Origin of the sequence: Dankookia rubra, assembly GCF_004355005.1 — a bacterium.
Taxonomy (GTDB): domain Bacteria; phylum Pseudomonadota; class Alphaproteobacteria; order Acetobacterales; family Acetobacteraceae; genus Paracraurococcus; species Paracraurococcus ruber_A.
The window spans coordinates 1-15,316 of record NZ_SMSJ01000109.1 but is presented as its reverse complement, the minus strand read 5'-3'; the positions used below and the strand labels follow the sequence as shown (position 1 = coordinate 15,316).

Sequence of the window (15,316 nt, the reverse complement as noted above, 5' to 3'; positions counted from 1 at the left end):
GGGCACATGCGCAGGCTATCGAAGCTGCCCGACCGCGTTCGCAGCTTCTTCGGGCACAAGACTTTTCGCTACGCCGCCTGATTCAAGATCGCCCAGGCCGGATCAATAAGCACAGCACGCCTCGCTATCTTTGCGGCAGTCTTTGGCTCGCGGGGTGCGCTGCGTGATACGAACATCTCCCCATTTTGCTGCGGCGCGCTCCCTTCGCAGCGACAGCGATCATTGGTCGCGGTAGTCGGCATGTGCGGCTTGATTCAGCAACTGAGCCGCGTCGTCTGCTTGCCTCAGATCGGGTCGACGAGGTGTCCAGGCCCACAGGGGACGATCTAGCTGTGGGTGGTATCGCACGCCCCGGCGCTGATCCTGTGACAGCCTTGAGGCTGCAGCTATTGGCAAACGGTTATCATCCCGTGCCGGTGGCCGGCCCCCAAATGCGGTGCAAGTCACCAGGCAAGCAGCCTTTAATGAGGAACTGGCGGCAAATCTGCGCAAGCGCAGACTCACTCGAAGTGCGTCGATGGGGAGTGGAACAAGCCGGCTGCAGCAATACCGGCCTGTTATGTGAAGATTTGGCTGCTCCGGACATAGACGTGCCCGTGCCAGCTCTTGCCAAACGGCTGGAAGTTCTGGCGACTGCCATACTCGGCCCCACGCCACTGCTTCGTATTGGCTGCGCGCCGAAAAGGTTATTGGCGTACCGAACAATCACGTCACTGCCGAAGATGGCGACACCCGAGCTGTTCCTGTCAGACGGAACCAAGCTGCAAGTTGAGGTCCTTGGAGCCGGACAGCAATTCGTCGCTTATGGCGCCCATCCAGACACGGGCCGTGGTTATGAGTGGCCATCTGCCGGACCTGATGTGGTGCTACATGCTGACCTGCCGGTGGTAGCGGAGGCCGAGCTGAACGATTTCGTTATTGCGGCCGAGGTCCTACTGCGCAAAGCCGGCGGTCTGATGAAGAATGAGTGGGCCGCGATCGCGCAGGATGCCGCTAGCGGCGTTGCCGAACGGTCCAAACCGCCTACTACCACAAACATGCGCAAGTCGCCGAGCGGCCCGCGCACTGGTGCCGCCGGTGCGAGCTTCTTCCAAGCGGTCAATCAAACCGCACTCGATAACCTGAGCACCTGGGTGCCGCGGCTGTTTCCCAGAGCGAAGCTTCAGGCCACCGGCGCCTTTCGAGTGAGATCAGCAGACCTTGGCCGTCCCGACGAGGAGGATTTGAGCCTACACCCTGATGGGGTGCAGGATTTCGGTCCACGCAAGCTCATGTCGCCGATCGACGTAGTGATTGAGTTCGGCGGCGCCCCGACGCTGCAGGTTGCCGCCTTTACGCTTTGCGAATGGCTAGGATGTCCGCCGGAAGATTTTGGCTGGAGGGCCGCCGCGGGCACGAAGGCGCAAAAGACCATGCCGGCAGGAATCAATTTCGACAAACGCACCGCAGAGGTCAGGCCGAATTGGGCAGCATTCCTTGAGCGTGACGAGAAAGGAAATGCGATTAATAATCTCGCCAACACCATGATCGCACTGCGCGGTACGGAGGAACTGCACGACTGCTTCGCGTTCGACCAGATGCTCCGCGCGCCAATCCTGACCAAGCCATTGCCGAAAGGACGCGCAGTCGGGCTGCCACGCCTTCTCCGTGATGATGACGTTTCGCAGGTGCAGGAGTGGCTGCAGCGGCACGAGCTGCGGCGCGTGGGCAAGGACACCACACACCAAGCCGTAGAGCAGCGGGCAGAGGAATGCACTTTTCACCCCGTGCAGAACTATTTGGCTGCTTTGCAATGGGACCGGCAGCCACGTCTCGGTACATGGCTGCATACTCATCTCGGTGTGGACCGCAGCTCGTATTCGGCCGGCATTGGCACCATGTTCCTGATTGCCATGGTCGCGCGTGTGATGGCGCCTGGCTGTAAGGCCGACTATATGCTGGTGCTTGAAGGGCCGCAGGGCGCTCGGAAATCGACTGTTTGCGAAATCCTGGCTGACCGCTGGTACAGCGACAGTTTACCCGACATTCGAAATAGCGGAAAGGATGTTTCGCAGCATCTGAACGGCAAATGGCTAATCGAGATTGGGGAAATGGCTGCGTTGGACAGAGCCGAGGCCGCAGCGCTGAAGGCGTTCATCACTCGAACGGAAGAACGCTACCGGCCAAGCTATGGCCGCAAGGAGGTGATCGAACCCCGGCAATGCGTTTTCATCGGCACGACAAATAAGACCACTTATCTGCGCGATGAAACCGGTAGCCGGCGCTTTTGGCCGGTTACGGTGGGCAAGATTGACCTCGACGCCCTGGCCCGTGACCGGGACCAGCTCTTGGCTGAAGCAGTCGAACTCTTTCGGCATGGCAAGCCTTGGTGGCCCGACAGCGACTTCGAGGCAGAGCATATCAAGCCTGAGCAGGAAGCTAGGTATGAAGCGGACGCCTGGGAACAAGTTATCGCCGAATGGCTCGATGATAGAGATAGAGTTACGCTCCTAGATGTAGCGCAAGGCGCCCTAGGTTTCATCACTCAGAAATTTGGGCGTGCCGACCAAAACAGGATCAGCGCTGCACTCCAGCGACTAAATTGGGTACACGCGAAGCGGGGTAAGAAGGGCGAGCGATTCTGGGAGCGCAAGCCATGACCGGAGATCTCGCATCTTTCCGTATGACCAGCCGGTTTGCTGGGCGTGGAGACGCGTATGCACGAGCGGCGCATTTAAGTGCCGGTCGTCACGCATTCCAATCCGTGCATGCGTCAAGATGGACATCATGCAAAGGAGAATAGCCACCATCACTGACAAGGCTGCGAAATCGATCGTGGTCGCACTCGGCCGAGGGTTGCAGCGTATCGCTAAACGCCCGTCAGAGCTGGCGAGCCGACCAAAGTGCGTCGGTCGGGCTTCGAGCAAAATCAATGCGTTATACGTTTCGCCGACGCACCTGACGCACATTTCCTTGGAGGGCATGGACCTCTTGGGATGGGCTACAGCGCCCACGTTGAGAAGCTGTGTCAGGTGCGTCAGTGCGTCAGGAGGCTTGAAGTTCAACTGCATCATGAGAGGCGGCCCTTGGGCTACTGCGTGCTTACCTTGCTCCTCCGCTCGCAGGCGGCATGGACTTCACCACCGCACGCATGCGGCCGTTGATGAAGCTGCCCCTGTGAGACTATCGCGACTACCGATTTTGTCGGCCGCCTGCCGAAGCTGCCGCAGGGCCTTGGCAGCGTTAACACCCCGCAACGTGCCAAGCTACCGACATAGGTCGGTCTGCGGTTCCTCCCTGGCGAAGTTGGAACTGCGGGGGTTTCGAGGCGCGACACTTCGCTACCGGCAGACCTCGAATCCAGGTTGCCAGGTCGCCAGGTTGCCACCCGGCGCAGGAAGCCGCCGGACGCCGCGGACCGCACCGCAGCGCGTGGCAACCGCCTGGGCCGCCAACGCTCAGAGCCAGCCTCGGCCGAGGGCGTGTCACAGCTCACCAGTCCAGTCAGCAAGGTGCCCTGATGTCTCAAGCCCCTTGGCAAGCGGCCGTCGTCGAAACGCGCGCGGTCAGTGGCCTGCTACCCTATGCCAGCAACGCCCGCACCCATTCGCCCGAGCAGGTGGCGCAGCTCGCGGCATCGATCGCTGAATTCGGTTTCACTGTGCCGGTGCTGGTGGACGAGCGCGGCGTATTGGTCGCCGGCCATGGCCGGGTCCTTGCGGCGCGCACGCTTGGGCTCGACGCAGTTCCGACCATCCGGCTCGGGCACCTGAACGAGGCTCAGCTCCGGGCATACCGCCTCGCCGACAACCAGCTTGCCCTGAATGCGGGCTGGGATGAGGGGCTGCTGGCACAGGAGCTGCGAGGTCTACGCGACGACGGCTACGACCTCTCGGTGGTCGGCTTCGGCGTCGAAGAACTCGACCGGCTGCTAGTCTTCGATGAGGATCTGGTCCCCGGGCTCGACGGCCGTGATCCGGACGCCGCTGCCCCAGAGCCCCCGGAGGTGCCGATCAGCCGCCTTGGTGACCTCTGGCAGCTGGGACCGCATCGCCTGCTCTGCGGCGACGCAACGGCGGCCGGCGACGTATCCCTCCTCCTGTATGGAGCTGTCCCTCACCTGCTGGTCTCCGACCCGCCCTATGGCGTCGAATACGACCCCGCGTGGCGGAACACAGCCGGCGTCTCGGCGACAGCCCGCACCGGCCGGGTGGCGAATGACGATCGGGCGGACTGGCGCGAGGCCTGGGCACTGTTTCCGGGCGAGGTGGCCTATGTCTGGCATGCCGGGGTGCATGCCCGGATGGTGATCGAGAGTCTCGAGGCAGCCGACTTCGTGGTCCGCAGTCAGATCGTCTGGGCCAAGCCGCGCTTCGTGCTGGGCCGGGGCGATTACCACTGGCAGCACGAGCCCTGCCTCTATGCCGTCCGCCGTGGCGGCACCGGCCACTGGCAGGGTGCCCGCGACCAGGCGACGCTTTGGGCCATCGGCGCCTCCGGAGAGGAGGACACCGCGACCGTGCACGGGACGCAGAAGCCGGTCGAGTGCATGCGCCGGCCTATCTTGAACAACAGCGCAGCCGGTGATGCGATCTATGATCCCTTCCTCGGCAGCGGGACGACGTTGATCGCGGCCGAGGTCACGGGCCGGCGCTGCCATGGACTCGAGATCGACCCGCGGTACGTGGATGTCGCGGTACGCCGGTGGCAGAACCTGACCGGCCGCCGCGCCGTCCTGGCCGGGGATGGCGGCCCCATCGAGGCCGTCGCTATCGCGCGGGGGCTGGAGGTGGCGACATGATGGCGGCGAGCCACCGCTTCATGGGGGGCCTGAGGAGACATCAGGAAGCCGCCTGGTGGGCGAAGTGGCTGCGGGGGAACGTCACCGCCTCTGCTGGAGAAGACCGAGCGAGATCAGCTCGTTCCGTAGCGCCGTCGGGCCGGTGAAGTGGATGCCGTGCATGCCAAGCGCGGTAGCGGCCGCTGCATTCCGGGCGTTGTCGTCGATGTAGACGATGTCGTCTGGCCGGAGCCCATGCCGGTCTACCAACAGCAGGTAGATCTGCGGGTCAGGCTTGATCAGCTTCTCCTGGCCGGACACGACGATGCCGCGGAACCAGCTCATGAACTCAAACCGTTCCAGCGCGATCGGGAAGGTCTCGTGCGACCAGTTCGTCAGCGCATACAGCGGCGTTCCGGCCGCCCTCAGCTCACTCAGAATCGCCACGGTGCCATCGATCGGGCCGGCGATCATCTCGGGCCAACGGTGATGAAACGCGTCGATCAGCGCCGCCTGCTCAGGATGTTGCTCCTTCAGCACCGCCGTAGCCTCGGCCCAGCTTCGGCCAGCATCTTGCTGCAGGTTCCACTCACTCGTGCAGACCTCGGCGAGGAACCGCTCCATCCCGGCCTCATCGTCGGGGAACAGCTTGCGGTAGAGGTAGCGCGGATTCCAGTCGACGAGTACGCCACCAAGGTCGAAGACGACGGTCGTACGTTGAGCAGGTGGTAGTGGCGCTGTGGGCAAGCGACATCTCCTCGCGGGTGCAGAAGAGTGCAGCATGGGCCGCAACCGGACCAGCTGGTAGTCGTCGCCTTTGCGCTTCCCGCAGCAGCCACCAAGCACGTAGTTTGTTGGTTCTATTGCGATGTGCAGGGGCTACGGATCCCACCATGACCCCGACCCAGGATGCGGCACTGGTAGGCTCACAGCGCGAGGCGGCACGCCGGCTCGGCTTGTCGCACACGGCGCTGCAGAAGGCAGTGCAAGCCGGACGGATCAGCCCTGAGCCGGGCGGCGGTTGGGATGTCGAGAAGCTGCGGGCGCAGCTGGCCGCGAGCGCCGATCCCGCCCGCCTGACCGGCCCCTCGCTACCCGCTGCTGGCACGGAGAGCGGCGAACCTGCGGCAGGCGATCCACTGGGTGCCCCGGGGCTGGCGAGCGCCCGCCCGGGCGGGGCGACCTTCCACGACGCGCGTACGGCGAACGAGGTGCTGAAGGCACAGGGGCGCCGGCTGGAGATCGACGAGCGCCGCGGCCGGCTGGTGGACAAGGCGCGTGCCCTGCTGCTGGTGCATCGGCTGGCGCGGGAGGAGCGCGACGCCATCCTGGCTTGGCCGGCCCAGATTGCCGCCGAACTCGCGGCCGAGCTCGCCGTCGACGCGCACCGCCTGCAGCTGCTGCTGGACCAGCGGCTGCGGATCCACCTGGCGGAAAGGAACGGCGCCCGTGTCGCTGTTGAGTGAGACGCTGGACGCCGTTACCGGCTTCGAGGGTGCGGCGGAGATCATCGCGGCCTGGCACGCCGGCATGGCGCCAGAGCCGGCGCTGCTGGTCTCCGACTGGGCCGACCGCCACCGCATGCTGGGCAGCCGTGGCTCGGCCGAGCCCGGGCACTGGCGGACCAGCCGGACGCCCTACCTGCGCCAGATCATGGACGTGCTGTCGCCGACCCATCCGGCGCGGCGGGTCGTGCTGATGAAGGGTGCCCAGGTCGGCGGCACCGAGTGCGGGAACAACTGGATCGGCTACGTCATCCAGCACGCGCCGGGGCCGATGCTGGCGGTCCAGCCCACCACCGAGCTGGCCAAGCGGTTCTCGGAGCAGCGGATCGACCCTTTGGTCGAGGAGACGCCGGCCATTCGGGAGCGGGTGGCGCCGGCACGGTCGCGGGACAGCGGCAATCGCCAGCTCAGTAAGGAGTTTCCGGACGGGCAGCTGGTCATGACCGGGGCGAACAGCGCCGTCGGCCTGCGGTCCATGTCCGCCCGCTTTCTGTTCCTCGACGAGATCGACGCCTACCCCGGCGATGTCGAGGGCGAGGGTGACCCGGTGGCGCTGGCCGAGGCCCGGGCGCGGACCTTTGGCTGGCGACGCAAGACCCTTCTGGTCTCAACGCCGACCATCACCGGCGTGTCGCGGATCGAGCGGGAGTACCTCGCCACTGACCAGCAGCGGTACTTCGTCCCGTGCCCCTTCTGCGGCCACATGCAGTCGCTGCGCTTTGCCCGCCTGCTCTGGGGGCGAGGTCAGCCCGACACTGCCCGGTACCGCTGCGAGGCCTGCGACGGCGCCATCGGCGAGCAGCACAAGACCGCCATGCTGGCCCACGGGCAATGGCGGCCCACGGCGGCTGCCCAGGATCCCTACGCCATCGGCTTTCACCTCAGCGCCCTCTACAGCCCGGTCGGCTGGTTCTCCTGGGCGCAGGCGGCCCAGGACTGGGAGGCGGCCCAGGGCGATGCCCGCGCCCTGAAGACCTTCCACAACACCGTCCTCGGTGAGACCTGGCAGGAGCGCGGCGACGCGCCGGACTACGAGCGGCTGATCGAGCGCCGCGAGCCGATGGTGCCGGGCCTGGTGCCGAACGGCGCGGTGGTGCTGACCGCGGGCGTCGACAACCAGAGCGCCCCGGCCCGGCTGGAGGTCTATGTCTGGGCCTGGGGGCCTGGCTACGAGAGCTGGCTGGTCCACCACGAGCGGATCGAGGGCAGCCCAGCTGACCCTGGGCCCTGGGACGCCCTCGCAGCCCTACTGGGTCGCAGCTGGGAGCGCCTGGATGGTGGCCAGCTGCGGATTGCCAAGGTCGGCGTGGATACCGGCGGCAACCACACCGCCGGGGTCTACACCCAGCTGCGCCGGCTGCGCGACCCACGGCTGGTACCGCTCAAGGGCATCGAGGGTTGGAACCGCTCGAGCCCGGTGACGGGGCCGACCCTGGTGGATGTCACCGAGGCCGGGCGCAAGCTGAAGCGGGGCCTCAACCTGTGGACCGTCGCGGTCAGCACCTACAAGCTGGACCTCTACCGCCGGCTCTGGCTCAGCCGCGGCGACGGCATCGGCTACCCGCCGGGCTGGGTGCATCTGCCGGACTGGCTCGACGGCAGCCTGGTGAAGCAGCTCGTGGCGGAGCAGCTGGTGACCCATAAGACCCGCAACGGCTTTGCCCGGAATGAGTGGCGCAAGCTGCGGGACAATGAGGCGCTGGACTGCGCCGTGTACGCCCGCGCCGCGCTCGCCGTGTTGGGCTCTGACCGCTATGGCGAGCGGTTCTGGGTCATCATGGGCAGCCAGATCGTCGTCCCGAAACCTGAGCCCGCGCTGCCCGTCGTGCCCGCTCGACCCGGGACCGCTGTCCGGCTGCGACCACGCCAGCGCGTACGATCATCCATCATGGATTAAACGGCCGAGCGGGCTTACTCGCCCCAGCCGCCCACCAGCGGGAACGAAGTGGCCTGATTTCGCCAGGCAGAGCTGAGGGCGAACCATCAGCTTTGGTACTTGGGCAACCCCCCTGACGCTCCGCGCCGACACCTCCTTTTCACTCCTGCCAAGAAGCGCATTGATGCACTTGACCGGTCGGCGAGCCACCGCGAGCATGACGCAGACGGCATCTGACAGGTGCACCTCGCACTATATCGGCTCGCTGCCAGTGGTCACCGAGGCGGTGGGGTGCAGCGGCCTCAGAAGCTCTCGGGAAGGAACCGTTCTCATGCTGCTGACGCGCCGGCAACTCATGTCATCTACCGGGGCCATGCCCGTCTTGGCGTATTCAGGAGCTCAAGCCCAATCAGGTGGTGCCGCGCCAACCATCAAGATCTGCGTCATGAGTGATCAGTCGGGTCCCTACAGCAGCACGAGCGGTCCTGTTTCCGTCGCCTGCGTCCGCCAAGCGGTCGAGGATTTCAACCCACCCTCGCGGGGCTTCAATGTTGAGATCCTGACCGGCGATCATCAGAACCGGGCGGATATCGGTGTCAACCTGACCCGGCAGTGGTTCGACCGGGACGGCGCCGATGTCGTCATGGACGTGTCGAACAGTGCCGTCGCTCTCGCTGTGCAGAACGTCGCGCGAGAGAAGGACAAAATTCACCTGAACTCTGCTGCTGCGACCGCTGACCTTACCGGCAAAGCTTGTACGCCGAATGGCGTTCACTGGACTTATGACTCCTGGATGTTGGCAGCCAGCACTGGTGGTGCGCTGGTGCGAAGTGGTGGCGACAGTTGGTTCTTCATTGTGGCCAACTTTGCCTTTGGCCATGCCCTCGAGCGCGACACGGGAGACGCTGTGCGCCGCGCCGGCGGTAAGGTGCTTGGCCGGGTGGCCCACCCCGCGCCAGGAACATCCGATTTCTCCTCTTTCCTGCTGCAGGCACAAGCCAGCCGAGCCAAGGTGATTGGTCTTGCGAACGGCGGCGACGACACCGTCAACGTGATCAAGCAGGCTGCAGAATTCGGCATCACCCGGTCAGGCCAGAAGTTGGCGGCGCTGCTGATGTTCGTCAGCGATGTCCACGCCATAGGGCTGCCCACTGCACAGGGTCTGCTGCTGACCGAAAGCTTCTATTGGGACCTCAATGACCGCACGCGAGCCTTCACCAGGCGCGTGCTTCCGAAAACCGGCGGTATCCATCCGAATATGAACCAGGCCGGCTGCTATTCCGCCGCGATGCACTACTTGAAAGCGGTCGCCGATATGGGTCCGGCCGCGGCGAAGCAGAGCGGCGCAACGACTGTTGCTCGGATGAAGTCTCTGCCGACAGATGACGACGCCTTCGGCGCTGGCGGGATACGGCCAGATGGCCGCAAGCTCCATGATGTTCATCTCTTTCGGGTCAAATCACCCGAAGCGAGCCGTGGTGCCTGGGACTACTATGAGCTCCTCAGCACCACGCCGGCTGACAAAGCTTTCCGTCCGCTCCAGGAAGGTGGCTGCTCGCTCATCCACACCTAGCGTGCCGCCGCGGGAACGTTTTCTCGCTGCTCGTCAGGAATGACCGCGGCGCGGCGGAGATGAACGGGAGGGTGGAGATCGATGGTGTACCCACCCCCGTCGCCGCGTCCCCGCCGTCTACCGCTGCATCTATCGAACCTTCGCTGACGACAGCTCCGGGAACGACGCTCCGGCACGCACTCAACGGTGCGTCCAGTTCACCGCTCGGAGTCGGGTTTCGTGCCAAGCATGAGGGCCAGTAGGCCACCCGGCGGCACCGCGGCGAGGCGCGCCAGCCGGTTCGTCCTGATCTGTGCCAGGTGGTGCGGATGGTCGTAGCGGAGATGGCAACGCTGGCACCACGCCCGCAGGTTGTCCGGTGAGACGTTCTCGGGCTGGTGGTTGAGGTGCGCGGCGCCAAGGATGACTTTCGAGCCTGAGACCGGATGCGGCTTGCCCTGCCCGGCGCCGCAGGCCTCGCAGCGGTACCCGGCGCGGGCGATGACCCAGCGGCTGATCCGCTTCCAGTTCCGCGGATAGCGGGCGCGCTGGGCGCGGCGGTAAGCCTTCGCTTCCGGGCTCATGCGCGGCGCTCCGCCGAGCGATCCATATCGGATGGTGTCATGGCTGGGATCTCCTGAACGACCCCCGACCATCGAGGCCCGTCACTGGCCAGAGCCCCGCGGGCAGGGCCAAGCGAGGCGACACGAGGTGGAAAGCCTCGGCGCGCGAACATTCGCGTCGCGGTAGCGCTTCGGCCAGCCGATAAACTGAGGCCTCCCGCGCAGTTCAGGCCTTCCCCGCTGCCACACCCGGCTGACGGGAGATGTTATCGCCGCGGGAGCGTGTACCCAGCCGCCACGGCAGGATAGCCTTACCGCGAGGGGCGTGTCCGAGGGGGAGTCCACATGAGCGGTGCCGTGCTCGCACTGACCTTCAAGCTCGACGAGCAGGGCCGTGCCGCCATAGATGCGGAGCTCGGCGGCGGAGTTGAGGTCGTGTCGCTGACCGGCCTGGACGAACAAGCTCGACGCGCCACTCTGGGCCGTACGACAGTCCTGCTCTCGCGCAACACCGGTACAGAGCTCCGCCCCGGAGAGGCCGGAATGATCCGTCATGTGCGGCTCGTGCAGTTCCTGACGGCGGGAGTCGATTTCATCCCACTGCGCGACCTGCTGCCCGAGGTGCCGGTGGCGAGCAATGGCGGCGCCTATGCCGCGCCAATGGCGGAACATGCCCTCGCAATGGCGCTCGCTGCTGCGAAACGCCTGTTCGTCGAGCATGCCGCACTGGCACAGGGCACTTTCAACCAGTTCACCCCCAACCGCATGCTTGCGGGCGGCGTCTGCGGTATCCTGGGCTTCGGCGGCATTGGAGTTGCCACCGCCCGGCTGATGCGCAGCCTTGGTATGCGCATCCATGCGATACGGCGAAGTGGAGCGAGCGAGGAGCCCGTCGATTGGATCGGCGGGCCAGACCGGCTGGACGAGCTGCTAGCCGCGGCTGACGTGCTGGTGCTCAGCCTGCCGCTGACACGGGCGACCCGTGGACTCATCGGCACGCGCGAGCTCCAACTGATGAAGTCCGACGCAATCCTGGTGAACCTCGCTCGAGGCGAGATCCTCCACGAGCAGGCGCTCTACGACCATCTTCGGGCCACGCCGAGCTTTACTGCCTGCGTCGACGCTTGGTGGATCGAGCCGGTTCGCCACGGCCAGTTCCGGATGGATCTGCCTTTTCTCGAGCTTCCAAACGTCATCGGCTCACCGCATAACTCAGCCTCCGTTCCGGGTTGGCGTGAGGTCGCCTTGCGGCATGCTGCGGCGAACTGCCGGCGGGTGCTGGACGGGTTACCGCCGCGCCATCTGATCGGCGCGGATGAGCGCGCAGCGGCGCCTTCGTAGCCAGCGAAGTGATCCGGCCCGCCCCGAACACCTCATCAGCTACGGATCGCGGCCCACCCACGGAAGCCCTGGCCGGGTTGGTCGAGCGCGTGACGTTCCACAATGCCGAGACCGGCTTCTGCGTGCTGCGGGTCAAGGTGCGGGGCCAGCGCGACCCTGTCACTGTGGTCGGCCATGCCGCCCTGATCTCGGCCGGCGAGTTCGTCAGCGGCTCGGGCACCTGGGTCAACGACCGCACCCACGGCCTGCAGTTCAAGGCGACCTTCCTCAAGGCAACCGCGCCCACCACGCTGGAAGGCATGGAGAAGTACCTCGGCTCCGGCATGATCCGCGGCATCGGCCCGGTGAATGCCAGGAAGCTGGTCGCCGCCTTCGGCGAGGCCGTGTTCGAGCTGATCGAGCAGCGGCCGGATCGCCTGCGCGAGGTCACCGGCATCGGCCCGAAGCGCGCGGCGCGCATCGTCGCCGGCTGGGCCGAGCAGAAGGTGATCCGCGAGATCATGCTGTTCCTCCACTCGAACGGGGTCGGCACCTCGCGGGCGGTGCGGATCTACAAAACCTATGGCGCCGAGGCCGTGCGCCTGGTCAGCGAGAACCCCTACCGCCTTGCCCGCGACATCCGTGGCATCGGCTTCCGCACCGCCGACCAGATCGCCGCCAGGCTCGGCATCGAGCGCACGGCCATGATCCGCGTGCGGGCCGGCATCTCCTTCGCCCTGGCCGAGGCCATGGAGCAGGGCCACTGCGGCCTGCCCGAGGCGGAGCTGGTGGACCTCGCCCAGACCCTGCTGGAGATCCCGGGTGAGCTGGTCCGCACCGCCCTCGGCCTGGAGCTCGAGGCGGGCGACGTGGTCGCCGACACGCTGGAGGGGCAACGCTGCATCTTCCTAGCCGGCCTGTACCGGGCCGAGCGGGAGATCGCCGAGCGGCTGCGGCATCTCGCCGTCGGTGCGCCGCCCTGGCCGGCGATCGACGCCGACAAGGCCATCCCCTGGGTAGAGGGCAAGACCGGCCTGACACTCGCCGAGAGCCAGCGGGCGGCGGTGCGTCTGGCGCTCGCCGCCAAGGTGCTGGTCATCACCGGCGGGCCCGGCGTGGGCAAGACCACCCTGGTCAACTCCATCCTGAAGATCGTGGCAGCCAAGGGGCCCGAGATCGCCCTCTGCGCCCCGACCGGCCGTGCCGCCAAGCGCCTGGCCGAGAGCACCGGGCGCGAGGCCACCACCATCCACCGCCTGCTCGAGGCCGACCCGAAGGAGGGCGGCTTCAAGCGCACCGACCTGCACCCGCTCGACTGCGACCTGTTGGTCGTGGACGAGACCAGCATGGTGGACGTCCCCCTCATGCGGGCGCTGCTGAAGGCCCTGCCCGAGGGCGCTGGCATGCTGCTGGTCGGCGACGTGGACCAGCTGCCCTCGGTCGGGCCAGGGCAGGTGCTGGCCGACATCATCGGCTCCGGCGCGGTCCCGGTGGTGCGCCTGACCGAGGTGTTCCGCCAGGCCGCCGGCAGCCGGATCATCACCAACGCCCACCTGATCAACGGGGGCAAGATGCCGGATCTCAAGCCGCAGGAGGGCTCGGACTTCTTCTTCGTCGAGGCGGCCGACCCGGAGACCGGGCTGGAGAAGCTCCTGGCCCTGGTCCGCGACCGCATCCCCCGCCGCTTCGGGCTCGACCCGGTCCGCGATGTCCAGGTGCTCTGCCCGATGAACCGCGGCGGGCTCGGGGCGCGGTCGCTCAACGTCGCGCTGCAGCAGGCGCTGAACCCGCCGGGCGAGATCCGGGTCGAGCGCTTCGGCTGGACCTTCTGCCCGGGCGACAAGGTCATGCAGGTAACCAACGACCACCAGCGCGAGGTCTACAACGGCGATCTCGGCATCGTCCGTCGGATCGACCTCGAGGAGAGCGAGCTTATCGTCGACTACGAGGGCCGGGAGATCGCCTACGGCTTCGGCGAGCTGGACGAGCTCGTGCTGGCCTATGCCACCACGGTCCACAAGAGCCAGGGCTCGGAATACCCGGCCGTGGTCATCCCGGTCACCACCCAGCACTACCCCATGCTGCAGCGCAACCTGATCTACACCGCGGTCACCCGGGGCAAGCGGCTGGTAGTGCTGGTGGGCCAGCGCAAGGCGCTGTCGATCGCCGTACGCGGGCAGCAGACCCGCCGCCGCTGGTCGAAGCTGAAGGAATGGCTTGCCGTGTAGTCCGAATGGCCAGCAGTGACCCAGAAGAACCAGGCCAACTCTGTCACGTTAGCGGCTCGAAATCGTCCAGTGTATTCGCCGGACATGCCGCAATCGGAGGAGGCGTCATCGTGGATTCAGATCGCATCACCGGTTCCGCTCAGCAAGCGAAAGGCAAGGTCGAGGCAGCCACGGGCCGGCTCACTGGAGACACAAAGCTTCAGGTGGAGGGAGGCTACGACCAGGCGGTCGGCGCCGTTCGGAATACAGCCGGCAGGGCTGCGGATGCGGCTGAAGCGGCCAAAACTGAGCCACAGTCTGAGGTGGAACACCTCAGAGCGGAGGTGGAGCGGCTCTCTGCCGAGCCTGCCACACCGCGATTAGATGCCGTTGCCAGAACGGCCGACCGCTACGGCCAGGAGTTCGACCGATACCTGGATGTCGTTCGGGAGCGTCCCTTGACCGCAATCGGCGTAGCGGCCTGCGCGGGTTTCTTGCTCGGACGGCTAATGAGCGGCAACAGGTATGTGTATCGGATCTGACTGTAACCGCGGCAAGCGCAATCTGAGTAGCGGCGTCCAGAGAAGGTGTAGGCTGCCGCGACCCGTTCAGCTTGGTGCATACTGTTCATCTCATCGCCCGTGCACCGGGCCATGGACATACCGGTCAGTTGTCCAACCAGCTCGTAGCGTGCCCGCCGGGGTTGCCACGGGCCAGGAGGAACACTGCTTCGAGTCTAGTTGATACAATCTCAGCACGACCGGAGCTTTACTTGCCGACCTACGGCAGGTGATCCCGTCCGTCCCGAGCAGCTGAAACCTGCAGCGATGCGCGAAACGCAGGTCTGCCATATACAACTATAAGTACTTAAAATCCGACCTGGACGCGATCCTCGCGGTGGGGCTGAGGGCGGCCCCCAGGGGGCTGTGTGACATGGTTGCCGATATGCTGATTGGCCTGTGCGGGGCGTGGGGCCTCGCCGGGTCGTTGACGTGGTCGTTCGCGCGAACACGCCGGGCCATGCTTACGGTTCAGATCTTGACCGCACCGGGTTTCTTCCTGCACTGGGCCTTGCAGGGACACTGGACGGCTGCGGGCCTGAATGTGCTGACCATGCTGCTCGCGCTGATCTCGGCTGCCTTGGACGGTCCGCCGGACAGTCGGGGCGTACGGGCTGCGCGTTCCCTCTACATCGTCGCTCTGTTGCCGGTGGCAGCCCTAACAGCATGGTCCTGGGAGGGGTGGCACTCGCTGTTTGCGGCGCTCGGGACGACTGTCGCCTGTTGCGGCCGTTGGCAGACCGACAAAGCTCGGTTTCGTACCCTAATCCTCGCCTGCTCGGTGCCCTGGTTCGCGCACAACCTTGCGGTCGGTTCTGTCCCGGCGATGGTGTCGGATCTCTTCCTCATGGGTCGCGGTGCCTGGTGAGAGCGTCGGAGAGAAAATCCCTCAGGGAGCGGCTGGGTAATCTGGCCGCGGCGGCGTGAAATAGGAGCGCTGCCGAGCCTTTCGTCACGACGGCTGACGGAAGGCC

11 protein-coding genes are annotated in these 15,316 nt (G+C 65.8%); 9 read left to right on the top strand and 2 right to left on the bottom strand.

Annotated elements, in window-relative coordinates; all coding sequences use genetic code 11:
* The first annotated feature begins 242 nt into the window (after positions 1–242).
* Entirely contained in the window at positions 243–2,639 is a 2,397-nt protein-coding gene (locus tag E2C06_RS31795; protein WP_338324256.1) for a VapE domain-containing protein, read from the top strand.
* A gap of 860 nt (positions 2,640–3,499) precedes the next feature.
* Positions 3,500–4,780, top strand: a complete 1,281-nt coding sequence (locus E2C06_RS31790) for a site-specific DNA-methyltransferase (protein WP_133292589.1) — start codon at positions 3,500–3,502, stop codon at positions 4,778–4,780.
* An 81-nt stretch (positions 4,781–4,861) separates the two neighbouring features.
* Here E2C06_RS31790 and E2C06_RS31785 read toward each other — a convergent pair whose 3' ends face one another.
* Entirely contained in the window at positions 4,862–5,506 is a 645-nt protein-coding gene (locus tag E2C06_RS31785; RefSeq protein WP_241671567.1) for an HAD family hydrolase, read from the bottom strand.
* 146 nt (positions 5,507–5,652) lie between these two features.
* On the opposite strand from E2C06_RS31785, the gene E2C06_RS39890 reads away from it, so the two are divergent.
* The 3 genes from E2C06_RS39890 to E2C06_RS31770 all read left to right on the top strand — a co-directional run bounded on the left by E2C06_RS39890 (position 5,653) and on the right by E2C06_RS31770 (position 9,713).
* Positions 5,653–6,225 (top strand): elements of external origin, encoded by a 573-nt coding sequence (locus tag E2C06_RS39890; protein ID WP_133292587.1) that lies wholly within the window; start codon positions 5,653–5,655, stop codon positions 6,223–6,225.
* A complete protein-coding gene (locus E2C06_RS31775; protein WP_338324255.1) occupies positions 6,209–8,161 on the top strand; it encodes a phage terminase large subunit family protein in 1,953 nt (650 codons plus the stop codon). Before E2C06_RS39890 ends, E2C06_RS31775 begins: the two co-directional genes overlap by 17 nt.
* Before the next feature lie 310 nt (positions 8,162–8,471).
* Positions 8,472–9,713, top strand: a complete 1,242-nt coding sequence (locus E2C06_RS31770; protein WP_133292586.1) for an ABC transporter substrate-binding protein — start codon at positions 8,472–8,474, stop codon at positions 9,711–9,713.
* Between the two features lie 197 nt (positions 9,714–9,910).
* Here the strand turns inward: E2C06_RS31770 and E2C06_RS31765 are convergent, their stop codons facing one another.
* Complete coding sequence (locus E2C06_RS31765) at positions 9,911–10,276, bottom strand: hypothetical protein (RefSeq protein WP_133292585.1); 366 nt, start codon at positions 10,274–10,276, stop codon at positions 9,911–9,913.
* Between the two features lie 324 nt (positions 10,277–10,600).
* Between E2C06_RS31765 and E2C06_RS31760 the strand changes: the two genes are divergently transcribed.
* The 4 genes from E2C06_RS31760 (at position 10,601) to E2C06_RS31745 (ending at position 15,210) form a co-directional block, all read left to right on the top strand.
* Positions 10,601–11,596: an NAD(P)-dependent oxidoreductase gene (locus E2C06_RS31760; RefSeq protein WP_133292584.1), complete on the top strand. Its 996-nt coding sequence runs from the start codon at positions 10,601–10,603 to the stop codon at positions 11,594–11,596.
* Positions 11,597–11,604: 8 nt separating this feature from the next.
* Positions 11,605–13,803, top strand: coding sequence for an SF1B family DNA helicase RecD2 (gene recD2, locus E2C06_RS31755; protein WP_456305200.1), 2,199 nt, complete (start codon positions 11,605–11,607; stop codon positions 13,801–13,803).
* Between the two features lie 110 nt (positions 13,804–13,913).
* The gene (locus E2C06_RS40660; protein ID WP_165982791.1) at positions 13,914–14,324 is read left to right on the top strand and encodes a CsbD family protein; all 411 of its coding nucleotides are present in this window, start codon (positions 13,914–13,916) and stop codon (positions 14,322–14,324) included.
* 391 nt (positions 14,325–14,715) lie between these two features.
* Entirely contained in the window at positions 14,716–15,210 is a 495-nt protein-coding gene (locus tag E2C06_RS31745; RefSeq protein WP_133292582.1) for a YgjV family protein, read from the top strand.
* Positions 15,211–15,316 lie beyond the last annotated feature (106 nt).